Source organism: Methylobacterium sp. DB0501, from assembly GCF_011043735.1.
In the GTDB taxonomy this organism is placed as follows: domain Bacteria; phylum Pseudomonadota; class Alphaproteobacteria; order Rhizobiales; family Beijerinckiaceae; genus Methylobacterium; species Methylobacterium alsaeris.
The window spans coordinates 19,595-42,436 of the sequence record NZ_JAAKGV010000026.1; the positions used below are offsets into that span (position 1 = coordinate 19,595).

Genomic DNA, 22,842 nt, shown 5'->3' on the forward strand with positions numbered 1-22,842 from the left:
TCGCGGCCGATTAGGTCGTTCAGAGCACGACAGGACCAGCCTAGAGACGGACATGCGACATCAATGTTCTCAATAGAAATTTTAAAAAGCAATGACTGAACGGAGATCAAGGAAAAAGATTTTGGAAATGCCTTGCATATGCTATTATATTAGCTGTAATTCTAGATTTATGTAATACGTAATTCCGTATAATACTCACAATTCAATTCGTAAAAACCCTTCAATGTTGCAGATTATTGAACTTCTCATCAGGCATCATGAAAAATATTTCCATCATTTCGCATTTGAATGTTGATATACGACAGCAGCAAGCCAAACAACTCGAAAATTAGCCTCGCAAATCCGGCGCCAATAATTTCGGACCATCATTCTGTCTTTCTTACGATCGTCCTCGCGCAACTCGTCGTAGACCACGAGGCAGGGATGGGTACGCCTTGCGAAGTCACGCATTGGGCCTTTAGTCCATCCATTCGCCAGCCTGTGTGCCATCCACCCGTCATGCTCTGCCTCTGCAAGTCGCTCGATGTTGTGCTCTACCATCATCTCATAATCTTGCTGTTGTACGACGCCGACGATATCGCTCTGCGCAATACTCATCCCGATGAGAGATAGTACATCAATGATGCGCCGGGCGGCGGCCACGTTGTCCTCTCTTTCCGCTGCGCCAAGGCTCTTGAAACACTTGTCGATATGCGGATCAATCGAGCTCCCCGCTTGACGGCGATAGGCGTCATGGATGGCGCCCGCCTGCTCCTCCACGGCTTGGTCGGTTCGAAAGGAGGCACTGGCATCGATGATGCGGGTGAAGGCCGGCCCATCGACGAACATGTCGAGCTGCCGCGGCGGCGGTAGCGCCGACCGTCGGACGGGGACGCCCGCGGGACTGCGCAAGGAGGCCACGAGTTTATCGAGCGACCGAGCCCCATGCCGGTACCCGGGGACGAGCAGGAGCGCGTTGAGTAGGTCCGAGTCGATGTCCAGGCGGCCTTCCCCGGGACCAGCGAGCAGGCTCCGCACGAGTTGCGCGCGCCTGAGCGGAAAGGTTCCGTCGCGCGGGCGTGCCGTCCCTGCTTCGTCTTCCGCGCGCGGATTGGGTCCTAGTACGTCAAAATAGCCGTCCAGGCGGCTGACGAAGTCAGGGCCCTTGCACGCTTTGAAGGTCTTGGCCGTCTCGGGCACCTTCCCGTTCCGCTTGAAATGTTCGAAAGTCCAGCTTGTGCCTCCGGCGAAGATCCAGACGGCTCTCCCGGTCGAGTGGGTGAGTTGCCCGTCCTGGAAGTGGCCGTCCTGCATCGGCGCGATCAGGTATTGCAGCCATTTCCAGTGCTCTGAGTCGAACTCGTCCCAGAGTACGACCGGGACGACGCCTTCGAGGGCGCGGTCGCGGCCGCGATGGAACGGGCCCATGAGGTCCGAGGGCTTCTCGAACTGCGAGAGGTTGAACTCCAGCCACGAACGCTCGCCGAACAGCTCGAAGGCGAGTTGCTTGACGCCGAACGACTTGCCCGCCCCCGGCGGTCCGAACACGCCGAGGCATAGCGGTCGCGTGCGCTTGGTGTCCGCACGGTAGGCGCTCATCAGGGCGTGGAGCCCGCGTAGTGCCTCGATCTCTTGGGGATCGATAGCGACCATCTTGCCGAACACCGCGTACGGGATCGCCCCGAGGATTTTGGACGGTCCGTGCGTCACGAGCAGCCGAGCCAAGCCGGGGACCGGGGCGCGCGGTTCGACGCCGTGCGGCACCTGGGCAGCCTCGACGATCGTCCAGTTGTCGTCCGCGCCCGCCCACGGCACCTCGACGCGGGCGAACGCCTTCACGGGAAGGCTTGCGGCGACCTTGGCGACCCGCTCGACGGGGAACCCCTCGGGTTTCTCCCCGGCGCTGCCGTGGCCCAGGTCGGCCAAGTCGCGCATCGCCGCGAGCCCGGCGGCAAGGGCTGCCTCGAACCCGGCACGCCGGATCTTCTCCGGATCCCCGTCCTGCGAGTCCCCCTTCCAGCCCGCTTCCTCCCAGCCGGCATCTTCGGCGCACCAGAGCGCGAGCGCGGCCGCGAAGGCGGTCAGCCGGCCGGGGACCGTGCCGGCGCGGCTCGCGTTCCAGCGGCCCTCGATCCCGCCGGGATCGAACATCAGGACTGCCCTCGCCGACGCGCCGACCGGGCGGTCCACCCAGAGGACGCCGTCGAGCGACAGGGCGACGACGAGGTGGCGCGCGCACGCGAGCTTCCTCAGTTGAGGATCGGTCCGGAGCGCCCGCCGCAGGTCCGCCACCGTTCTCTCCCAGGACAGGCCCCGGCTGATCGCCGCGCCCTCCGCCCGCAGGTCGTCGGCCGACACCAAGCAGACGGTCCTGTCCAGGCCCTCCTCTTCGAGGCGGCTCCACAGGTCGCCCCGCGCGACCGGCATCGTCGTCTTCAGGATGATCCAAGACGGTGGCCCGGGTAGGACGGTCGGCCTGCCGTCGAGCCCTCGGAACAGCCCGGAATCGTAGCGGGCGCCGAGATTGGCATCATCGAGCACGAAGACGTCGGCCGGAGGAGCGTCCGCTGCCGCGTCGACTTCCGCGGCATCAACCTCCGCGGCCTGGTCCGGCGCCTCGGCAGGGAAGGGCGCGGATGCCCGGTCCATCCCCTCGCCGAAGCCCAGCAGCCTCGCCCGCCAAACCTTGCGGGGTTCCCGCTCGGGCTCCCGGTCGTCGGTTGGATGAGGCGCCCAGGTCGCGTAGGCATGGGTGATCTGGCGCGGTCCCGGCCCGGCCGAAAGCTTGAGCTGGACGGAGATTCCCGGGCCACCCCGATGCGGGGCAGCAGCCGCGATCAGACGGGCGAGGCCGGCAGCCCCACCCCAGGCGTCCACGAAGCGCACGCCGCGGCTGCCGGCGAGGCCGGGTCTGTCCCCCTCGCCCTCATAGAGATGATGGTCGACGACGAGATCCCCGGTCACTACCACGCGCCGCGGCGCCAGGGCCGTCGCTGCCCGCACGCCGTCCGGCGCCGCGCCGCTCATCGGATGTGCGTTGTGCGCGGGGCAAGGCCGGCGCCTTGGCCGGATCGCCGGCGGGTCGGGCTCGTCCGAGCGGGCGGGCCGCCGCCACACCGCGTCGGCTCGACGCCGCATCGCAGGACCGTGAGCGCCGCGATGTCCATTCCCGTCTCCTCGGATACGGTCCTCAAACGCAATCTAAGCAGCTTGGTTTGATCTTCTCAACAGATGAGCGCTGTGATTCGCTTGGGCCTGGATGGAGGCGAGGCGGACTATGGCGGGCCGATCCAGACTGACGGCGACAGCCGAGCAACGCGGGGAACTGGCGGCTCTGGCGAGCGGCCCGGATCGTCCGCAGGCGGATCGCGCCCGGGCGATCCTTCTGACGGTGTCGGGCTGGACCAACCCGCGCATTGCGGAGGCGTTCGGGGTACAGGAGAACACGGTGCGGCTCTGGCGATGCGCCTTCCAAAGCGGTGGCCCGGAGGCGTTGCGCAGCCGCGTATCCGCCGGGCCTGTGCCGGTGAAGGCCGAGGCCGCCCTGCGCGTGGCGGTCCCGTTGCTGAGCGCGCCGGTGACCGACCGGACCAACGGGACCTTGGCCCGGTTGACCGAGGAGATCGAGCGCCAGGAAGGCGTCACGATCTCGTGCTCGCAACTCTCGAAGGTGCTGCGCCGAAAAGGGGGCTGCGCTACCGGCGCCCGCGTCACACGCTGAACGGGCGCCAGGACGCGGATGACGTGGCCCGGGTCGGCCTGCGGCTGATCCTGCGCAAGCAGCAGGCGCAAGCCGGCGACACGGTGCTGTTGTTCGGCGACGAGAGCGAGGCGCTCACCCGTCCCTACCTCGCCCGCGCCTGGGCGCCGCGCGGGGCCGACCTGCGCGTGCCGGCGCCGGGACAGGCCCGCAAGATCGCTATGCTGGGCGTTCTCGATCATGTCAGCCGCGCCCTCGTCGTGACGACAGCCCGGACCAAGCGCAGCACCGACTTCATCGCCCTGCTGGAGCGGCTCGATGCCCTCTACGGGCCCAAGCCCGGTCAGCCGTCCAAGCCGGTGGTGCTGGTCCTCGATAACGGCCCGATCCACACCAGCAAGCTCAGCCATGCCGCGTTGGCAGCTCGATGCGGAGGCCACCGGCTTCCCGTGGCCGATCCGCGACGCATCGGGGGACCCGACGGGCCCGCGCCGCGGCCGATGCCGCGCACCCTGCTCCGCCCGATGCCGGCCCTCCGCGACTGGCATTCCGCCCAATCGATCCCGGATCGCTACAGGCCAACTTACTGCACTGCACAATCAAATCTCGTCACTCTGCCCTGCCAGATCATGACTATCTTGATAATGATCTGACGCGCCCCATGCTTGAGGCGCCGACGCCGGCACACGGCTTTATTTTTTTGTTGCCAAATAGGAAGACATCATGAGTTCAGGTACAGGCGAGGACGCCGACGCGGAACCAACGGGTGAAGCCAAGAAAGATGGAACAGATGGGTTCGCGTATCTGAACGATTGGCCCTACACGTCTTTCCATCTGCAATCGACGCTCGACCCGAAACTGATCGAGCGGCACGGCGAGGCGATCCTGTCACGCGCGCTCAACCTCGGGCGCGTGGTCGCATTCGTGGGCTCCGGCGTGTCGATGAGCTACGGGCGGTTGAGCTGGAAGTCGCTGGTGCAAGCGCTCGCGGAAGACGCGCATCGAGACCATGACAGGGAGGAGTCCGCCTGGGCGGATCGGGCGAAGAAGACCCTGGATGACCTCGACATCAAGGGCCGATCCCTGGGCGGCGACCTCCAGAGCGGTCGCTATCCCGCCGCCTTCCAGTTCTGCGAACAGCTCAGCATCGCCGGCGAGAGAAAAAACGGTCAGAAGGAATTTCGAAAAAAAGTGAAGCGCCTGCTGTTCCATGACGCCGGCCATGCAAAGGTTCTGATTGATGACTTGATTCGCGACTGCGCCGAGATCTCCTGCGTCGCGAAAAACACAGATGCGGAAAAGACTAAAATCGCAAAAACTCGAGACTTTTACAAAGAAAAATCGGATACGTGGCTGGAAAAACTACACGATTCCCTCTCGATAAAAGCCCTATATGGAAAAATCAATGAGGATGAGAAGACAGATTGGCGATATTTCTTTGCTATTCATAAATTAAGAGGAGATGAAAAACATTCTCCGGAAGGAGAATTATTTAATTCGGATGGTATTCTGCGCTTGAGTGACGATTTCGGTAACGACATTTCACGTGATGAGATCGCAAAAGGCATAGTACGAGATCTGGCCCTGAATTTGGGTGACGCCGTGTGTTGCACGAAAGACAACACAGGCCTCGGTAGATTGCCACTCCATCGTTACCTCGTAACGGCCGTCGCGCGGCTGTCCATCCCGGCAATCGACAAGCTTGAGCAGGTGTTGCCTTCAGGGGACAGGTTGTGGAAGCTATTCGACGAGACCAGATCGTTCTTCAATCCCGATCCAGCTCCCGATCGATCGATCCTCGAACGAACCGACTTCGTTCCCCCCGAGCGTGATCCGCTCGCGATCCTGGCCGACCGGCTGAAGATCGGCCGGTTCATCACCTCCAATTTCGATCTCGACATCGAGCGGCTGATCAGGGATCGCGGGTTCACCCCGGACGGCCGCGACACGGACGACACGGCGCTGCCCACGTCGAACGAGACCATCAGCCCGCTCGGCGCCACGGCGACCGATTCGGTGTTCAAGACCAAGAAGGCCACCGACCTGATCGACTTCGCGATCAACGACGCCACGAATACGTTCACGCTCATGCACCTGCACGGCCGCGCCACCGAGACGGACGGCATGGTCGTGACCGAGCGTGACTACCTGGAGCTCTACCTGCCGCGGGGGCCGGACGGGGAGGTCGTCAACGACGCGCTGGAGATTGGCTTCGGATCGAACCCGCTGCTGTTCGTCGGCAACGGCATGGGCGAGGACGACATCCTGCGGCCGCTGCGCCAGTTCGTCTCGGAGCGGACCAGCGGCAGCGACCGGCAGGTGATCGCGCTGCTGCCGGCGCTCGGCAGCCCCGCCCAGGAGATCGAGGAGACCATCGCGATCTACAGCCGGTACGGCGCCTACACGGTCCATTTCGGGCACGCCGACGTCGGGACGGGGACGGGGACGGCGAAGACCAAGAGCGTCCGGTGGCTGGCGCATACGCTCGCCCTGACCAGCGACCTCAAGGATGTGTTCACGGCGCTCGACCAGTGCCTTTCCGGTTCGGCAGACGCGTATAGGCTGTTGAACAAACTTAAAAAGCTGAATAAAAAACTCCACTCAAGCAGCGACGATGATTGGAATGTTCTTATAGAAAAAGCCGACCGCGATAAATGTAACAAAATTTCGATCAATCTGAAACAAATAAATATAATCGAAAACATTTTCTATATAAATGGAGACTCGCAGGACCATATTGAGGCCAGATTATTACACCCAACACTTGAGATGGAAGTCCTAAAGGCGGCGTTGTCTGCTGCCATGAGACTGTTCGAGAGAAATGTTGGAGAACAATCCAGAGACGTGAATGCCATAGCGTCGTCGATCAAGCTGGTTCCAGAACTCGAGTTCGCGATCAAGAGCCTACCGAAAGATCGATCAGGTGAAGCGGATCCACAATACGAACTCGTTCTCGGAGTCTCCGAGGACGACCGGAATGCGCAGCACCGGAGGGCCTGGCGCCGGGTCGCGCTCGCCTACGTCGCGGCCCTCGACGGCCTGCCCGACGCGCTGATCGGACTGAGCCTGTGCGCCAAGCTTCTCAGCATCGAGGCGGGCTGGGTGCGGTGGAAGCGCGATTGGCACGCGCTGCCGATCCCGCGGCTGACGGGCGGACCGTTCCAGGAACTGCTGCTCCGCGGAAAGAATGTCCCCTTCTGCGGGCGGCATCCGCTCGCCTTGCCCGTCCTCGCCTCGCCCGATCCGGGCGCGCCCGCCGGCAGCCTCCCCGGCAATCACGGTGACCGCTTCTTCGCCGGCGCCCCGTCGCAGATGTTCGGCAGCTTTCTCAGCGCGCTGCGATACGCGCGCGATCAGCCGGACTCCGCCCTCAAACGCCCTTGGGCGAATCAACGACCCGAAGTCTTCACGCATGACAAGACGCATAACAAGGCCGGGCGTCGGATCTTCATCCTTCTCGCAAAGCGCGGGGCCGGGAGGGGCGACTTCTTCGAGAATCTGCGCTCGTCCGAGCAGGTCGAGCGGTTTATCGAAGTGTCGTGGCCGAAGGACAAGAATCTGCCGCCCTACGCCGCGGTGGTCGCCCTGAACCTGCGGTTCTCCGCCGAATTCACCTCGGCCTTCGACCGCTTGGCCAACATCCTCGTCTACAGCGCGCCAGAGGTCTTCGGAGAACTCAAAGACAGTCCGGCGACCCGCGCGATCGTCGCGGCCGGCCGCGACCTCGAAAAGAACCGCCTCGGCAAGCTGACGCGGTTGTTCGAGCTCTACAGCGAACACCACGTCCATGCGCGAGCGCGCATCCTCATCGCGATCAACGCCGTCGAGGTTCTGTTCAACAGCGACGGTCAGCCCAAGACGGGGCAGGCCTCCCGCCTCGTCGAGGCGGTCCTGTCGAAGCGCGCGGATCACGCGCCGATCGACCTGATGCTGGTCGGCGTGACCGGCGGCGTGCCGATCATGTTCCGCAAGGACCGACCCGGCCATCGCTATGAGCAGGCATCTGGCGCATTGTGTACCGTCGCCCCGATCCCGCTGGAGCATCTCGTGCGGGAGAAGGTAGACGAGGAGGGACGGCGAAAGCTCGCGAAAGTCGTCCAGCAGCACGAGATCCGCGACGAGAGCGGCTGGACCACGACCGGCGACCTCCGGTGGCGACCGACGTCGCCCGGCAGCCCGACCGCGTTCGTCCACCTGCTTCACGAGACGCGGGCCTCGCTGGTGATCGGCACATTCTTTCCACGGGTCGCCCTCGCCCTGGCCGCCAACCCAGGCAGGCTCTCGAGGGACGCTGCCGGAGCGCCGGAACGGTCGGTGCCCGATCTCGATCACGATCGCCAGCGGGAGCTCTCGAAGGCCATCGCCGCTGAACTTGCCGGTAAGCCTTATCTCGCGAAGAACGCCTGCCTGATGGTCCGAAAGACCATGCTTCTCATTCTGGATCGTGCCGAAGAAAAGAAAATTAACCAAAGAATACCGAAAGATATTTTGAACGAATGCATTCGTGAGCGAACATTCAATGAGATCGCCCGTGAAATTGCCAGACAACCTGCGGATCAGCCGCCCTCTGACCCACGTCTCTCGTCCCTCGACGCGGACTTCAAGACGGTGTTCGGCCTCTGCGGCGGCTATCGCCTCGTGCTGTCCATCGCCTGCGCGGCGGCGGACGAGGCGGCCGGGAAGCCGGGATCAGGCGCCTTCGCGGCCGATCGGATCGTGCGTTGGTTCAGCGATGCCCTGGGCCACATGCACGGCGCGCCGCTGCCCGCGCGCCCCGAGTTGATGATCGGCTACGTGCTCCAGTTCTACGCGACCCGTCACGATTCCAAAATGCCGTTGCCGGACGCCTGCAAGATCGTACCCACGCTGGCTCAGAGGATGACGAAGGCGAACAAAGCTTGTCTGGGCGGCAAATTCACCAAAGCTGAGACGATCGTCGAAGATCTTGCCCGTGAGCTCGAAAAAAGATTGGAGAGTCCCGATGGCTGGCGCCTGCAGCAGGTGATCCTGTGGCACCTTGGTGTCACCGGCAATCCTCTGACCGCGGACGTCCTCGCTGCGGCGCCCAAGATCCGTGAGCTGTGCAGGAACATCGTCAACGAGGCCGATAAAGAAAAAGCGCATACGGATGAGCGCAAACGGTCGCGCTGCTGCGTCGTCCTGGTCCAGGCGGCGCTCGACATCCTCGTCCACCGCTGCCTGATCTTCCGTCTTCAGGAGGGCCTGACGGATTCGAAGGATGTCCCGGGTCGGTCGGATACGCCAGTCAGGCCGGATGCGCCGTCCGATGGAGAAGAGAACAAGCCGCCCGTCCCCGAACCCCTTTGGCGCTTCACGCTGCATAGGTTGCTGCAACGCTCGATCTATCAGCGCCTGCACGCCCCGGCGGTCGAGTTCACGGCGGTCGACCAGTACACTCTGTCGCTCTACGGGACCCTGCCGAACGACCTGCCCAAGCCGCGGGCCGAGGCGGTCCGCGACCTCGATGCGCTGATCGCTGACTGGACCGGGTTCCCGAAGGACTCCGAGGCGATCACCACCCCGTCATCCTATCACGACGCGGATCGGGCACGGATGGTGGCGGAGACGGTGGCGGAGGCGGCGAAGGCAGAGGATGCGGCGAAGACGGCGGCTGCGGCGGCGAAGGCTGTTGCGGTTGATGCGGAGAACGCGGCGGCGGCGAAGAAGGCGGCGGTGGCGGCTCCGGCAGAGAAGGCGGCTGCGGCGGTGGAGACGGCGCAGAAGGATCGAGAGGTGGAGGCGGCGAGGAAGGAGGCGGCGGAGGCGGCGGCGGAAAAGGTGGCGATACAATCCGCGCAAGGGCTGCCGTCACGGATGCTGCGAGCCGCCTTCGGCGTCGTGCGGTCGGTCTACTCGGTCGGCGTGGTCTCGCGCTTCGACGATTTCGGCGACTGGAATGGTCCCCGATGCGGCTATTTCGAGGAGCACCGCCTCCAGATCCGCTGGCTGCTCAAGAAGGCCGTCGGCCTGTCCTACGAGGACCCCAAAACGACCCGAGTCTTCGAGGGAGCCGAGTTCGAGCACGACCATCCCGGCACGCCGTTCTTCGCCGAGGAGATCGTGTGGCTCTACAACGAGTGCGGGCTCTTGAGCCTGATCGAAGGCCGGCTCAACGACGCGCTGGCCCTGTTCGGGCGCGCTCTGGCGGCGGCGGAGCGGATCGAGCCGGGGTCGGAGCACGGACCGTTGCGGTCGCGGCTGATGCTGAACAAGTCGATCGTCGACATGGAGCGCGGCCGCGTGTCGTCGGCGCGCAGTCAACTCGAGATCGTCGCCGCTCGTCCGAACGAGCATCACGTCATCGGGGCCGTGGCCAACGGCTACATCGGCGTCTGCGCCCACATCGCCGGGGATTTCGAGACTGCCCAGGCGAAGTATCGTAGCTCCATCAAGAGTCTGCGCGCGTCCGGGCACTCGCGCGGGGTCGCGATCTTCTCCCGGCACCTCGCTGATCTGTACCGGGCCTGGAGTCCCGACTTCCAGGGCCAAGCCTTTCGGGCGGTGGAGCAGGCGATCTCGCACGCGGAGAAGGGCGGTCACGAGGATATCCGACAGATCGCCCGCTTGGCCCGCGTCCGGCTGGAGATCAACCGATCCTCAACGAGCCCTCAGAGGGACGGCGTCCAGTCGGAACTCGACGATCTCGAGCGCTACGCCGAGGTCATGGGCTTGCCGCGGTTGCTTTGCGAGGTTCTCTACGTGCGTGCTTCGTTCCTGCTGCAGATCGGCGAAACACGGCATGCCGCCAGTCTGGCGAGAAGATGCCTGCAGCAGGCGACGATGAACGATCTGAAGCTTAGGCAGGTGTCTACGCTAGGTTTGCTGGCGAGCATCTATCAAAAGCGCGGTCTTCACGATGCAGCCAAGCCGCTATTTGATCGAGCTCGGATGTTTGCTACCCTATGCAATTACAGAAACACACGCTTCGCAACAAATCTGCGCGGGGATTAATATTATTAGTTGCGGAATGTCGCTTACCGCTTAAAATATGTAAATCTGGATTGAATTGGGAACAAAATTAAACGACTTGGCGATATGATACAACAAATATTGACTCTTCAATGCTGGCCTTTACGCCACTTCCCTAGGCGGTGGTCAATGCCGTCTATAGGATCGGCGAAATTGGGACACTCATGCATGATTTTGACGTCCGGATGGACAAGCCGCCTTCCAGAACCGACTAGGCAGCTTTCGGCCGCACTCAGTCATTCGTGGCCAATCAGACTGCCAGCAAGCGGACCTTTCGAAGGTCTCAGAAGGGTCGCAAGCAGCCCCTCGCATAGTCAATCCGATTAAGTTTTGACCCTAGCCCGTCTTATTCACCGGGCGGCAGCGGACTGTCAGTTTTGGGGTCCTGACGAGCGGGGTTGTCCGTCCGATTCGACGCTTGTGGATCAGGCTTGGCTCGCGGGCGCTGGAGGGACGGTGATGGGTTGGTCGGGGTGTCACAGCCCCCTCGTTCAGGCTGGTGCCGGGGCGAGCGCGACTATGAGGTGGCGCAACAGGTCGGCCTCGGGGCAGGCGGCAGCGAAGGCGAGGCGGACGCGGGTCGCGGTCTCGCGGATGCGGGCGCCGAGCTTGAGCAGCCGCAGGCGGAGCGTGGCGAACTCGGCCTTGGCGAGGCGGTGCGCATTCGGGACGGCATCGCGTACGGTGAGCATCAGCCAGTAGGCGGCGGTGTGCAGCACGAGCCGCATCTGGTTGGCGGCGGCCGAGCGGCATGAGGTTCGGTCGGAGGCAAGCTGGCCCTTGTGCAGCTTGATCAGGTTCTCGGCCTGCCCGCGGGCGCAGTACAAATCGGCGTAGAGCCATTCGGGCGTGCCGGTCGTGATATTCGTGACGATGTAGCGGATGTCGAGCCCGAGCCGGGTGGCTTCGATACGAGCGGTCACGCGGCGCTTCTGCCGCCAGGACTTGGCCGCGTGCGTGGTCTCGGCAAAGCCGCGCTCCGCATCCTTCTTGCCGATCGCCCGCACGACCCGGATGTGGTCGGCGGTCGGCTCGACCTTGGCAGCCAGCGCCTTGGTGCCGCTGAGACCGAAGATGTAGGCGATGCCGTGGTCCTCACACCAGTCCATCACCTCGGGCCGCCCGTAGTGGCCGTCGCCGCGCAGGGTGATGGCGGTGTCGGGCCAGTGCCTGCGGATCGCCCGGATCAGGCGGCGCAGATGGCCGCGCACCTCGCAGCCCGAGGGCGTCTTGCCCGGCCGCAGGATCACCGCGACCGGGCAGCCGGTGGCGGTGTCGTAGACGTGGATCGGCAGAAAACACCGCGCATCATAGTGGCCGTGGAACAGCGAGAGTTGCTGCTGGCCATGCACCACGTCGCAGGTGTCGTCGATGTCCAGGGTGACGGCCGCGGGCGGCACGGCGTAGCTGGCGCAGTAGAGATCGACCAGCACCCGCCCGAGGCGGATCAGGTCGCGCAGGCCAGGGGTGTTCTCCAGCCGCGAGACGGTGGGCTGGCTCATCAGGTCGCGCCCGCTCTCGGGCAGGCGGCCGCAGGCCAGCTTGAAGGCCGGGTCGGCGCGCAGGTGGTCGAGGTCGTCGGCGTCCGCGTAGCCGCAGGCGATGGCCAGGATGCGCGCCAGTACGATCTCCGGCAGCGGATGCACGACCCGGCTCGGATCGCGGCCGTCAGGGATCACCGCGGCGAGCTTCTCGGCGATGCCGAGCCGCCGGGCGGCCTGAGCCAGGAGCAGCACGCCGCCGTCCGAGGTCAGGCGTCCGCCATCGAAGGCGGCTGTGAGCTTTCTGCCCCGCACGGATGGAAACGCGAACGCGGCGGCCGTAGGATCAGACATGGCGGGCGTGGCGGGCTCGATCCGGTGGTGGACGTTGGCGTCAGCACCCAATCCCTAAGCCACATCAATGCCTTACGCTACGCTCGCCACCCCAAATCCACCACTCCAGTGAATAAGACGGGTTAGCCCGTCTTATTCACGAGGGCGGACGTGATCGGTCTCGACGCGTTGAAAAGGGCGCGTTTTATGAGTTTTTTGGCCGAGACAATTTCTGTCCGCTGCCGTTTCAGGAAAAGACCAATGCGGTCAGGCGGTTGGCCCACTTTGATCTCGGCGTGGTGAATAAGATGGGCTAGCGAACTGCGTGGAACAACTGCTTGATGTGGAAACCGGACTGGCAGCTTTTCATTCTCCGTCCGACAAAGCTGCCGCCCAATCAACCGTACTGGCGAGCCAACCAGACGGTGCGATGACCACAGTCCGGATCTTCCAATACGTGAGCGACAACCTCGAAACCGGTGGCATCGAGCAGGGTTCGATACTCGTCCGGGTCAAGGCTGCCATGATAGAGAGGATCGCCCTCCAACTCGCCAATGGCGGCACCTTCGGCAGTCCCGCTCGTGAACATCAGAGCGCTATCCGGTACGGCATGGGCTTGGAAACGGGAGAACATGGCGCGTTGATCGTCGGGCGAGAGGTGAAAGAAGCTATCCCAGGCGATCAGCCCTGCGAAACGTCGGCCCAAGGCAAGTTGGCGCATGTCCGCGAGATGCGCCGGGGCGCCTGGCAGATTGCGCCGGAACAGCGCGAGCATCGTCGGGGTGCCGTCCACCCCCGTTACGTCGAAACCGCGCCGGATCAGCTCGCCTGCGATCGGCAGGCCCGAGCCGCAGCCAACGTCGAGCACCGCCGCTCCGGGTGGCAGCAGGTTGCAGAAGCGATCAAGCCACGCATTCTCGACCAAAGTATCGCCGCGCAGCTCGGCCCATGCCGCGCCGTGGCGCTGATAAACGTCGATCACGGAAGCTTCCGGGCTGTCGGTCATGTTTCTCCTGCGTCACCGTGAACTGGTGCTTGAACGCCGTATGTGGTGAGACGGCGGACGCCGCTGCCCGCTCCTGCGGCGTGTCTAAGCAGAGTGGTGCGGTCTTCTCAACGGATGGCTGGCGTGATTCGATGGGCCTGACGGCGAGGCGGGGCGGATCATGGCGGGACGATCGCGGTTGTCGGCGACGGCGGCGCAGCGCGCTGAGTTGTCGGCTCTGGCTGGCGGCGCGGACCGGCCGGAGGCGGACCGGGCGCGGGCGATCCTGCTGACGCTGTCGGGTTGGACCAGCCCGCGGATCGCCGAAGCCTTCGGGGTGCAGGAGAACACGGTGCGGCTGTGGCGCAGCGCCTTCCAGGCCGAGGGCATCGCGGCCCTGCGCACGCGTGTGGCGTCTGGACCGGCTCCGGTTAAGGCCGAGGCGGCTTTGCGTGTCGCGGTGCCTCTGCTGAGCGCGCCGGTGGCCGACCGCACCAACTGGACCCTGGTCCGGCTCGCCGAGGAGATCGAGCGCCGGGAAGGCGTCACGATCTCGCGCGCGCAACTCTCGAAGGTGCTGCGGGCCAAAGGGGGCTCCGCTACCGGCGGCCGCGCCACACGCTGAAGGGCCGCCAGGACGCCGAGGCCGTCGCACGGGTCGGCCTGCGCCTGTCCTTGCGCAAGCAGCAGGCACAGGCCGGCGACATCGTGCTGCTGTTTGTCGACGAGAGCGAGGCGCTGACCCATCCCTATCTCGCCCGGGCCTGGGCGCCGCGCGGGGCCGACTTGCGCGTGCCGGCGCCGGCCCGCAAGATCGCCGTGCTGGGCGCCCTCGACCACGCTCGCCGCGACCTCGTCGTGACCACGGCGCGCACGAAGCGCAGCACCGACTTCATCGGCCTGCTGGAGCGGCTCGACGGCCTCTACGGTCCCAGACCCGGCCAGCCGACCAAACCCGTCGTCCTCGTCCTCGACAACGGCCCGATCCACACCAGCAAGGCCAGCCGGGCCGCCCTCGACGCACGTCGGCATTGGCTCATCGTCGAGTGGCTGCCGCGCTATGCCCCCGAACTCAACGACATCGAGGGCGTTTGGCGCGATCTCAAGGCGCATCACCTGGCCCATCGAACCTTCACCGAGCTCGATGATCTCGACACCACCATCCATGACGCCGTCGCCAACCTGAACCACCGCCGCCAGCGCGATCCGTTGGTCAGCCCACGAATCTCTGCTTAGACAGTGCGCACGACCCGCTGCGTCGCGGCCGCTTCGGCCTTCGCGCTCGCCTTGGGCGCCGCGACTTCACCAACCGAGCTGTTCATGAACTCGACGCTCCACGACCGCAGCTTCCCGTCGTCGAGCGTCATCGTACCCGACAGGTCCTGCGACTTCATCAGCCGTGCGGTGTAGCGTCCATAGGCGGCGTCGCGCTCCTCGTCGTTCCGGGCCGCCTTCTTTTCCTTGTCGAAGGCCTCCAGCGCCTTTTGCGCCGCCTTCATCGCGTTGAGTCCGGCAACTTCCCTGAACTCCTTGGCGAGCTCAGGGTCGTCCTTGAACATCTTCTCGATTTTTTTCTTGTAGGGACTGTCGGTCGTGACGTTTCCGGCGCTATCCAACTTGAGATCGATCGGTTCGTCGAGCGGGATGCCCAGGTTCGTCAGCCGTGAAACGAGGGTGTCGGCCAAGGCTTTGGAGCGATCCTGCACCACCTCGTCGAACGACTTGATGCCGATGGCGCCCGAGGTCGACGGCGCTCCACTGACGAGGTTGGCGAGCTGAGCCTTCGCGTTGGCACTCAGATCGACCACCGCCGCGGCACCCGCCTTGGCGGACGAGGTCGTCGTCGGGCTCGCGCCGGTCTGGGTCGCGGTCGACGATGGCCTGGTCGCGGCTTTGCCGCCAACCGAGTGCTCGGACGACGCTGCTCTCGTCCTTTGCGCCGTCGCTGCTGCTACCGTCGTCACGATCCGTCCCCCCAACCGATCACGCTCCCCTCGCTCTAGTCGAGATAGGGATAAAGTACTCTTAAAGGCCCGGGGAATATTGAGAATTACGGACGCGGGGCGACGTCGTTCGAGGAGGCCGGCACCTCGACCGACGAGCCCCCCTCGATCCCCTCGCGCGGAATGTCGCCGATCCCCCGCACCGGCGCGCACGGGCGAAGTTCCAGACGGTGATCGGCCGCCGTCTGCCTCGGGCGCCGGGTCCGCTGCTGGGGCGTCCGTCCGGCCTGTCGGAGACCGTGCGCTCTGCTGGGCCCTCCGGGTGTCGCACGGTCCCGCCCCGCCCGAAGGGCGGGGCGGCGGAGGCCTCGATCAGTCCTGGCGGCGACCGCTGGAGCGGGTCCAGACCAGCGAGTGGGTCCTGCCATCCTCCTCCGCGAAGAGGCGGGCGTAGAGGGGCGCCGGCAGGCTCGGGTCGTCGAGCTTGATCGAGATGTAGTCCCGCTCGCCCTTCGACACCTTGGCCCAGCCCGCCCCGATCTCGGCCTTGCCGAGGTAGATGCGGTGGGTGGGCGCGTTCTCGCCGCCGCGGTTCTCCTCCACGATCGCGACCTTGCGCGCCTGGATCGTCAGGGTGGCGATGTCGCCGGTGAAGCCGGTCTGGGTCTGGGTGAAGGTGCCGATGGTCGCCATGGTGTGCTCCTCGTCCGGTTGCTCTCGGCCGCGCCCTGCGGCCTCGATGGCGGTCGTCGAGCCGGAGGCTGCCCGGCGCCGCACCTGCGTGCAGGCCGCAGCGCAGCGGAGGACGGCGAGGGACGGGTTTGTTGTTCCGCGAGGAGCCGCCTTGGCGGCGGGGAAGAAACCCGGCCTCCGCCGTTGCGGTGGTCCCGGGCGCCCCGGATAGAACCGCCCATCCACGAGGCCCATGGGCTGCGGCTGCGCTCAGCGCGCGAGGTGAACCTTGGCCTTCTCGGATCCACCATCAGCCGGCACGGCACCGCGACGTCCTCCACGGGCCAGGCTGCCGGACGCAACGCAAGGAGATCTCGCACCGGGCAGCACCGTCCCCATGATCCGACGTTTGCAGGGCCTTCGGGCGCGGCCGGTAGGGATCTCGGTTCGGAACAGGGCTCCTCTGGCTCGCGGCGGCGCCACAGGCCGGGGGATCGCGTCCCACCACCCACGGCGCGGAGGGCAACGGACGACTCTCCGATCCCAAGGTGACGGCGTGGGCGTACCGCTAGCTCCTGCGGCCACGCCCCGCCGCCCGGTTCGCGATCGGCGCCTGCTTGGTGACCCGAGAATGCCTCGGAACGAATTTGTGGGTTCGGGCAATGGCGGCGCGCCTGATCGAGTAGTTCGCGGCCGTCTTCGGGTAATCGGCCGGCAGCCCGTAGAGGGCTCGATAAGCGGCAAACGTCAGGCCGCGCTCCGTCAGATGTCGCTTCAGGGTCTTGTAGCGCTTTCCGTTGATGAAGGAGATCAACGCATCCGGCGTAATCGATCGACGGATCTGTTCCGGCGTCGGCATCGTGGAGAGCGCTTGAGCTTTCTCCGAAGCTGCATCATCCTGCGTTATCAATTCCTCTCGGCCGATTTGGTCCAATGCTTCATGGACGGCGCCGATCAGCGTGACGATCTCGCGCGGACGCACGTAATTGTTCATGACATACGCCGCCACGACAGCCGTCGTGAGTTTCAACCGACCAGCCGATTGACCGGCGTGTCGTCCGACAACACTCATTTCAACAACCTCTGCGTAAGGTTGTATCGAATTTTGGAAAAATCGTATCGTCAGTCAATGACCAGACAGCCGCTCGAGCAGGCGGAATGTCGGTCGACGGAAAAGCGTTGCCTTCGAACCGCAACGGCCTGCGGCAGGCCGGGGCGCGCGCAAAAGGCGAAGCGATCCCCGACATCGAGCCCGGCCGGTCTGCATCGGGGGAGGGGCAGCCTCGAAACTGCCCCCGCGCGCGGTTCACCCCTCATGGGGATCGAACTCGGTGACGACGCTGGCGGGATCGCCCTCGAACTCGTCCGAGGTGACGACGGCGTAGCCGGCCTCGGAGCGGAAGACGGTGACCGGGACCATCAGGGAGAGCGCGAGGCTGTGGGCGTAGCGGTTCGCGAGGGTGAGATCGGTCGCCATCGGGGTCTTGCTCCTGACGGAGCGGGGGCGATCCCCGCTCGACAGCGCCCCAGAAGGCCGGGAGCGGCCGCGATCACCGCGGGAGGCGAAGCCGGGAGCGGCCGCCCGCTTGCGGAGCGGACCCCTCGAGGGTTGATCGTGGAAGGCCGCGACGGCCTATCGGGGTTGCTGCGAGAGAGCGGGGTCGACCACCGCCAGCCGGGCGCGCCATCGACAGGACATCGATCTCATAGCGAAATGCGGTCACAGGGTCCGGTCGATCCGGCCCTGGGCGGCGGTGAAGAGCGGACGGATCGCGGTCCGGATCAGGTTCATGAACCCGGGTCCGAACGAGCCGCGTGGCGTCTGGTTCGGGTCGAAGTGGAAGGACCGCTCGGCGACGTCGTAGTTGTACTCGCTGACCATGACCCAGCCGCGCTTCAGCGTCGACAGGCCAGCCCGGCGCAGTTCGAGCACCGGGATCTCGAGGGCGATCTGTCCCTCGCCCGGCGGGGTTCCGGAGATGGCCAGCAGGACGAGGTGGGTCAGCCCCTGGGCCTGATCGGGCACGGTGATGGCCAGGCAGGTCGGGCGATCCTTGGGCGCGTTGAACCGGCCCTCCTCCCGCTGCCACCGCCACAGGTAGGGATAGGCGATGACCGTGCCCGACGGGAAAGCGCCGGTCATCCTAGTTGCTCCCGTGCTCGGCCGACTGGCGGTCGAGTTCGTCCAGGATGAGGTGCGCCAGCTCCGGGGGCGTCTCTCCTGCGGCATAGGCCCGGCGCGGGTCGGCCTGTTCGGTCAGTTGCCGGTAGGTGTCGGCCGAGAGCACGACCAGGGATGGCCGGCCGTGCTTGGTCAGGGTCAGGGGCGCCAGGCGCGCCTCGTCGTGGTAGCGGCCGAAGTGGCGGAGGAACTCGGCGGTGGTGACGGATTTTTCGGGCATGCTCTCCCCCCTCTGAGTTACACGGATTATACAGATAACACGAATTAGCGTCATCCCGCTCTGTGGCGGGGCCACGCCGTCACAGGCCGAGGTCCTGCTGGAGGAAGCGGGCCGGGATGTCCTCCTCCCTGCCCTGCCAGACGACGCGGCCGTTCTCCCAGATCGTGACGAAGCCGCCGCCCTTCGGCATCGGCGGCGGAGGCGCCGCCTCGAAGTTCCGGCAAGCCGAACTCGCCCGTCGTGGCCGAGAAGGTCGGCGTCCGGCTGTTGCCGATCAGGACGCGGTCGCAGGCGCCTGTCGGCCGCCGGACGCGGCGGCGCGACAAGCCGAGGTGGAACAGCTCGTAGGCGCGCTGCTCCTCGAGGGCGCGTTCCAGTGCCGACAGTGCTTGCACCGGCCGGGGCGGGTGTCGGCCGGCTCGTCCAGGGCCGGTCCGCCATTGTGCCCGACCCGGGCGGTCATGGCCGCCCTCCCCGCGCCCGAGCGGCTCCGCACAGCCAGCGCCGCAGGTCCCGGCGCATCAGGCCGATCGGCCCGTTGAGGACGCTGACGCGGGCATCGCGGCGCACGCAGCCCATCTCGACGAAGCCGCGCACGAGGGCGTGCATCACCGTCAGGTAGAGCTGGCCGCCGACCAGCGCGACGTCCTCGACCGGTTCGTCGCCGTAGCGGGTCAGCCCGGCAATCTCGGCGCCGGCGTGCATCCCATAGGTGTCGGGTCGCCGCGGCGAGGGTGGCCGTGGCCAGCGCGTGGTCACGCCGCCGGCGATCATCCGCTCGGCGAGGTCCTGCGTCAGCCGCGCGTCGTAGTCGGCGATCGGGGTCGCCGCGTCGCGAAAGCCGTAATGGGCCGAGAGGAAGGCGACCTTGGCCATTCGGCCGTCCGGGTCGGCGGCGCGCAGCGTGCGCCAGAGCGGGCCGTCGTAGCGCGCGAGCGCCGGGATGCGGTCGGGATCGGGGCGCTTCGTCGCCGAGCAGGCGAGGACGAGGAGGCGGGCAGGTCGGGAGAAAGGGAGATCGGCTGGGCCAGCGGCGGAGCGATGTCGGTCCATGGAGACGCTTTCGCGACGGGGCCGGAGCCTCTCTCCGATCACTCATCCCGTCGCGAGGCCTCGCCCCTCCTCTGGCTCCGGGCCTCTACGCGTCGATGTCCCGCAGCCCTGCGATCGAGGGGGATTCGCCGTTCAGCCGGCCTTGCTAGCGTGGCCGCATCGTGCCGATCCACCCCGAACACCGCCACTTCTACCCGATCGACTGGCCGCAGCTCTCGGACGCGATCCGCTTCGGCCGGGCCGGCGGGCGCTGCGAGGCCTGCGGACGCCCGCACGGGCAGGTCATCGTCTGCCTGGACGAGGGGACGTGGTACGATGCCGAGGCCGGGCATTGGCGCTCCGGCCGGGGTCGGCCGCTGCGGCGCCCGCCCGGGCTCGCGGCCCTGGCCGAAGCCCGGCTGACGCTGCCGATCCTTGCGACCTGCCATCGGGCGCACGACACCAGCCTGAACGGCGACCGGGATCTGGCGGCGTGGTGCCAGCGCTGCCACCTGCTGCACGACCGGCCCGAGCATCTGCGGCGGCGCCGGCTCACCTATCTACGGCGCCGAGCCCTCGGCGATCTGTTCCTCGGTCCCTACCCGCTCCCGTGAATGGCGCGGCTCAGGACCGTCCGGCCGGACCACGGCCATAGGTTCCGGGTTCCTGCGGGGGAATGCCGGGACCGGCGGGACCGTGACCATGGTACGGGTTGGCGCCGCGTCCGATGAAGCGGCCCGCCACCCAGCCGGAGCCGCCGTAGACATCGACGTAGCACCAGGTGCCCCGAGACGCGCCGACATTGACGAAGTCGCCGCGCGCGAGGCGATTGACGATCCGGCTGCCGTCACCGGGGCGGGCATGCACGGCGGTTCTTACCGTTACATAGGCCTGCTCGTATCCGCCCGCGCGCCTCGGCGGCTACCTCGCCCGCTCACGCGATCCGCCGCCCGGCAATCTCGTCATGTGGCGCGGCTTTGCACGGCTCACCGACATTGCGCTCGGAGCCGCCCTCGCGCGGACATCGACAGGATATGGGTAAAAGGAAGCCTCACCGAGGGCTTACGGCAGAGGATGCGCGACAGCATGGCCGGCGTCGCCGTCACACCATGCTCGGTCAGAAGCCGCTCGGCCAGTTCCGGCATGGTGACGTCGGGCGTAGCCTCCACCGCTGCGATCAGGAAATCCGCCACCGGCTCCAGCTTGCCGCTGCCCTTGGGGCGCCCTTGGCGGGCCGGTGCCGCGGAGCTGGTCCGAGAGGGACGCCACGCCAGCTTGATCGCGCAACTCGCACTGACCGAAAACTGCCGGGCCGCAGCTCGGCGAGAACCGCCGTTCTCGACAAACCCGGTGATCCGCTCGCGAAGATCCTAAAGAGTAGCAGCCACACATGATCCACCTCCTCGCACAAGGCAATCAGGTCAGCCGCACCCTCGCAACCCGCGAGTCCAATTTCTAGGACGACGCTTTAGTGGCGACTTTGCGAGTCCAACGCTTACAAATGCAGCTACTGGCCAATATTGCGGCGGATCTCATCTAACAGTTCTGGAACTATAGAGAAAAGATCACCAACAACGCCGTAATCGGCCACCTGGAAGATCGGCGCGTCCTCGTCCTTGTTGATCGCAACGATGGTCTTCGAATCCTTCATCCCGGCGAGATGCTGGATGGCGCCGGAGATTCCCACCGCGACGTAGAGGTCCGGCGCCACCACCTTGCCGGTCTGACCCACCTGCCAGTCGTTCGGCGCGTAGCCGGCGTCCACCGCCGCGCGCGAAGCGCCGACCGCGGCACCCAGCGCGTCGGCCAGCGGCTCGATCAACTCGTGGAACTTGTCGGCCGAGCCGAGCGAGCGCCCCCCGGACACGATGATCCGCGCCGAGGCCAGCTCCGGCCGGTCGGACTTGGCGATCTCCTCGCCCTTGAAGGTGGAGCCGCCGGCCTCCGGCGCCGCCGCCGACACCACCTCGACCAGGGCCGCCGATCCGCCCTCCTCCGCCGCCTTGAAGGCCGCCGTGCGGACGGTGATCACCCGCTTCGGGCCGGGCGCCTGCACCGTCTGGATGGCGTTGCCGGCGTAGATCGGCCGCTCGAACGTGTCGGGCGCCACCACCCTGATGATATCGGACACCTGCGCCACGTCGAGCAGCGCGGCCACCCGCGGCAGCACGTTCTTGCCGGTGGTGGTGGCCGAGGCGATGACCGTCTCGTAGGGCTCGGCGACCGCCGCGATCAGGGCCGCGACCGGCTCGGCGAGGTCGTGGTCGTAGACCGCCTCCTCGCTGTTGAGCACCTTCTCGACCCCGTCGAGCTTGGCCACCGCGTCAGCGACCGCCTTAGTGCCGGAGCCCAGGACCAGGGCGTGGACCGGCGCGCCGATCGCCTTGGCGGCGGTGAGCGCCTTCAGCGTGCCGTCCTTGATCTGGCCGTCGCCGTGCTCGACGAAGAGAAGCGTGGTCATGTGCGCGTGAACTCCGGTTGCGGTTCGCGCCGCTCGACCTCTGGGGGAGCGACGCCGAGTCCGAGAAGAATCAGATGACGCCGGCCTCGACCTTGAGTTTCTGAACGAGCTCGGCAGCCGAGCCGACCTTGACGCCCGCCTGACGGCCCGGCGGCTCGGCGGTCTTGAGCACCTTGAGCTTCGGGGTCACGTCGACGCCGAGACCCTCGGGGTTCAGCTCGTCGAGCGGCTTCTTCTTGGCCTTCATGATGTTGGGCAGCGAGGCGTAGCGCGGCTCGTTGAGGCGCAGGTCGGTGGTGACGATCGCCGGGAGCTTGAGGGCGACCGTCTGGAGGCCGCCATCGACCTCGCGGGTCACGTCGATCCCGCCCTCGCCCGCCTCGATCTTGTAGGCGAAGGTGCCCTGCGGCCAGCCGAGCAGGGCACCGAGCATCTGGCCGGTCTGGTTGCAGTCGTCGTCGATCGCCTGCTTGCCGAGGATGACGAGCTCGGGCATCTCCTTCTCGACGACCGCCTTGAGGATCTTGGCGACGGCAAGCGGCTCGCAATTCACGTCGGTCTTCACGAGGATCGCGCGGTCGGCGCCCATGGCGAGCGCGGTGCGCAGGGTCTCCTGCGCCTGCTGCGGCCCGATCGATACCGCGACGATCTCGGTGGCCTTGCCCTTCTCCTTCAGGCGGATCGCCTCCTCGACGGCGATCTCGTCGAAGGGGTTCATCGACATCTTGACGTTGGCGAGTTCCACGCCCAATCCGTCGGCCTTCACGCGGATCTTCACGTTGTAGTCGACCACCCGCTTGACGGGCACTAGAACCTTCATAACAGTCTCCCTAGCTCCATAGTCCCAAAACGACTTTTATTTAT

20 protein-coding genes are annotated in these 22,842 nt (G+C 65.8%); 6 read left to right on the plus strand and 14 right to left on the minus strand.

All coding sequences use genetic code 11. The features are described from left to right. Positions 1–273: 273 nt before the first annotated feature. On the minus strand, positions 274–3,006 hold the full coding sequence (locus G4G93_RS29580) for a RyR domain-containing protein (RefSeq protein WP_165090098.1): 2,733 nt from the start codon (positions 3,004–3,006) through the stop codon (positions 274–276). Between the two features lie 250 nt (positions 3,007–3,256). Here G4G93_RS29580 and G4G93_RS29585 point away from each other — a divergent pair, with 250 nt between their 5' ends. From G4G93_RS29585 to G4G93_RS29595, 3 genes are all read left to right on the plus strand, one after another. After that, the gene (locus tag G4G93_RS29585; protein WP_165090101.1) at positions 3,257–3,700 is read left to right on the plus strand and encodes a helix-turn-helix domain-containing protein; all 444 of its coding nucleotides are present in this window, start codon (positions 3,257–3,259) and stop codon (positions 3,698–3,700) included. A gap of 23 nt (positions 3,701–3,723) precedes the next feature. Next, the gene (locus tag G4G93_RS29590) at positions 3,724–4,332 is read left to right on the plus strand and encodes a transposase (protein WP_165090103.1); all 609 of its coding nucleotides are present in this window, start codon (positions 3,724–3,726) and stop codon (positions 4,330–4,332) included. 70 nt (positions 4,333–4,402) lie between these two features. Beyond that, positions 4,403–10,651, plus strand: a complete 6,249-nt coding sequence (locus G4G93_RS29595; protein ID WP_165090106.1) for an SIR2 family protein — start codon at positions 4,403–4,405, stop codon at positions 10,649–10,651. 509 nt (positions 10,652–11,160) lie between these two features. Here the strand turns inward: G4G93_RS29595 and G4G93_RS29600 are convergent. Together G4G93_RS29600 and G4G93_RS29605 are read right to left on the minus strand one after the other, a co-directional pair. Next, the gene (locus G4G93_RS29600; protein WP_165090108.1) at positions 11,161–12,504 is read right to left on the minus strand and encodes an IS1380 family transposase; all 1,344 of its coding nucleotides are present in this window, start codon (positions 12,502–12,504) and stop codon (positions 11,161–11,163) included. Between the two features lie 376 nt (positions 12,505–12,880). After that, a complete protein-coding gene (locus tag G4G93_RS29605) occupies positions 12,881–13,489 on the minus strand; it encodes a class I SAM-dependent methyltransferase (RefSeq protein ID WP_165090110.1) in 609 nt (202 codons plus the stop codon). Positions 13,490–13,649: 160 nt separating this feature from the next. Between G4G93_RS29605 and G4G93_RS29610 the strand changes: the two genes are divergently transcribed. Together G4G93_RS29610 and G4G93_RS29615 are read left to right on the plus strand one after the other, a co-directional pair. Next, a complete protein-coding gene (locus tag G4G93_RS29610; RefSeq protein WP_165090112.1) occupies positions 13,650–14,093 on the plus strand; it encodes a helix-turn-helix domain-containing protein in 444 nt (147 codons plus the stop codon). Further along, positions 14,090–14,704, plus strand: coding sequence for an IS630 family transposase (locus G4G93_RS29615; RefSeq protein ID WP_246737109.1), 615 nt, complete (start codon positions 14,090–14,092; stop codon positions 14,702–14,704). The genes G4G93_RS29610 and G4G93_RS29615 overlap by 4 nt, the downstream gene beginning before the upstream one ends. On the opposite strand, the gene G4G93_RS29620 is transcribed toward G4G93_RS29615, so the two are convergent. The 7 genes from G4G93_RS29620 to G4G93_RS29655 all read right to left on the minus strand — a co-directional run bounded on the left by G4G93_RS29620 (position 14,701) and on the right by G4G93_RS29655 (position 19,538). Further along, on the minus strand, positions 14,701–15,432 hold the full coding sequence (locus G4G93_RS29620; RefSeq protein WP_165090114.1) for a hypothetical protein: 732 nt from the start codon (positions 15,430–15,432) through the stop codon (positions 14,701–14,703). The two genes, G4G93_RS29615 and G4G93_RS29620, sit on opposite strands and share 4 nt — an antisense overlap. Positions 15,433–15,783: 351 nt before the next feature. Then, complete coding sequence (locus G4G93_RS29625) at positions 15,784–16,104, minus strand: DUF736 domain-containing protein (RefSeq protein ID WP_165090116.1); 321 nt, start codon at positions 16,102–16,104, stop codon at positions 15,784–15,786. 547 nt (positions 16,105–16,651) lie between these two features. After that, positions 16,652–17,155 carry a MucR family transcriptional regulator gene (locus G4G93_RS29630; RefSeq protein ID WP_165090118.1) on the minus strand — a complete coding sequence of 168 codons (504 nt, stop codon included), beginning with the start codon at positions 17,153–17,155 and terminating at the stop codon, positions 16,652–16,654. Between the two features lie 234 nt (positions 17,156–17,389). Beyond that, a complete protein-coding gene (locus G4G93_RS29635) occupies positions 17,390–17,560 on the minus strand; it encodes a hypothetical protein (protein WP_165090121.1) in 171 nt (56 codons plus the stop codon). A gap of 243 nt (positions 17,561–17,803) precedes the next feature. Next, positions 17,804–18,226: a hypothetical protein gene (locus tag G4G93_RS29640; RefSeq protein WP_165090123.1), complete on the minus strand. Its 423-nt coding sequence runs from the start codon at positions 18,224–18,226 to the stop codon at positions 17,804–17,806. A 1-nt stretch (position 18,227) separates the two neighbouring features. After that, complete coding sequence (locus G4G93_RS29645) at positions 18,228–18,485, minus strand: type II toxin-antitoxin system prevent-host-death family antitoxin (RefSeq protein WP_165090125.1); 258 nt, start codon at positions 18,483–18,485, stop codon at positions 18,228–18,230. A gap of 459 nt (positions 18,486–18,944) precedes the next feature. Continuing rightward, the gene (locus tag G4G93_RS29655; protein ID WP_165090128.1) at positions 18,945–19,538 is read right to left on the minus strand and encodes a hypothetical protein; all 594 of its coding nucleotides are present in this window, start codon (positions 19,536–19,538) and stop codon (positions 18,945–18,947) included. A gap of 161 nt (positions 19,539–19,699) precedes the next feature. Here G4G93_RS29655 and G4G93_RS29660 point away from each other — a divergent pair, with 161 nt between their 5' ends. Continuing rightward, positions 19,700–20,131, plus strand: coding sequence for a hypothetical protein (locus G4G93_RS29660; RefSeq protein ID WP_165090130.1), 432 nt, complete (start codon positions 19,700–19,702; stop codon positions 20,129–20,131). A gap of 10 nt (positions 20,132–20,141) precedes the next feature. Here G4G93_RS29660 and G4G93_RS36820 read toward each other — a convergent pair whose 3' ends face one another. From G4G93_RS36820 to G4G93_RS29680, 4 genes are all read right to left on the minus strand, one after another. After that, positions 20,142–20,384 carry an SH3 domain-containing protein gene (locus G4G93_RS36820; RefSeq protein ID WP_165090133.1) on the minus strand — a complete coding sequence of 81 codons (243 nt, stop codon included), beginning with the start codon at positions 20,382–20,384 and terminating at the stop codon, positions 20,142–20,144. A gap of 119 nt (positions 20,385–20,503) precedes the next feature. Then, positions 20,504–20,710, minus strand: a complete 207-nt coding sequence (locus G4G93_RS29670; RefSeq protein ID WP_165090136.1) for a hypothetical protein — start codon at positions 20,708–20,710, stop codon at positions 20,504–20,506. Between the two features lie 314 nt (positions 20,711–21,024). After that, the gene (locus G4G93_RS29675; protein WP_165090138.1) at positions 21,025–21,978 is read right to left on the minus strand and encodes an electron transfer flavoprotein subunit alpha/FixB family protein; all 954 of its coding nucleotides are present in this window, start codon (positions 21,976–21,978) and stop codon (positions 21,025–21,027) included. Positions 21,979–22,048: 70 nt separating this feature from the next. Next, entirely contained in the window at positions 22,049–22,798 is a 750-nt protein-coding gene (locus G4G93_RS29680; RefSeq protein ID WP_165090141.1) for an electron transfer flavoprotein subunit beta/FixA family protein, read from the minus strand. Positions 22,799–22,842 lie beyond the last annotated feature (44 nt).

Coding starts and splice junctions, on each gene's coding strand:
- G4G93_RS29580 (WP_165090098.1), bottom strand. CDS start 3,006: ATGAGCGGCGCGGCGCCGGACGGCGTGCGGGCAGCGACGGCCCTGGCG.
- G4G93_RS29585 (WP_165090101.1), top strand. CDS start 3,257: ATGGCGGGCCGATCCAGACTGACGGCGACAGCCGAGCAACGCGGGGAA.
- G4G93_RS29595 (WP_165090106.1), top strand. CDS start 4,403: ATGAGTTCAGGTACAGGCGAGGACGCCGACGCGGAACCAACGGGTGAA.
- G4G93_RS29600 (WP_165090108.1), bottom strand. CDS start 12,504: ATGTCTGATCCTACGGCCGCCGCGTTCGCGTTTCCATCCGTGCGGGGC.
- G4G93_RS29605 (WP_165090110.1), bottom strand. CDS start 13,489: ATGACCGACAGCCCGGAAGCTTCCGTGATCGACGTTTATCAGCGCCAC.
- G4G93_RS29610 (WP_165090112.1), top strand. CDS start 13,650: ATGGCGGGACGATCGCGGTTGTCGGCGACGGCGGCGCAGCGCGCTGAG.
- G4G93_RS29625 (WP_165090116.1), bottom strand. CDS start 16,104: ATGGCGACCATCGGCACCTTCACCCAGACCCAGACCGGCTTCACCGGC.
- G4G93_RS29630 (WP_165090118.1), bottom strand. CDS start 17,155: ATGAGTGTTGTCGGACGACACGCCGGTCAATCGGCTGGTCGGTTGAAA.
- G4G93_RS29635 (WP_165090121.1), bottom strand. CDS start 17,560: ATGGCGACCGATCTCACCCTCGCGAACCGCTACGCCCACAGCCTCGCG.
- G4G93_RS29640 (WP_165090123.1), bottom strand. CDS start 18,226: ATGACCGGCGCTTTCCCGTCGGGCACGGTCATCGCCTATCCCTACCTG.
- G4G93_RS29645 (WP_165090125.1), bottom strand. CDS start 18,485: ATGCCCGAAAAATCCGTCACCACCGCCGAGTTCCTCCGCCACTTCGGC.
- G4G93_RS29655 (WP_165090128.1), bottom strand. CDS start 19,538: ATGGACCGACATCGCTCCGCCGCTGGCCCAGCCGATCTCCCTTTCTCC.
- G4G93_RS29675 (WP_165090138.1), bottom strand. CDS start 21,978: ATGACCACGCTTCTCTTCGTCGAGCACGGCGACGGCCAGATCAAGGAC.
- G4G93_RS29680 (WP_165090141.1), bottom strand. CDS start 22,798: ATGAAGGTTCTAGTGCCCGTCAAGCGGGTGGTCGACTACAACGTGAAG.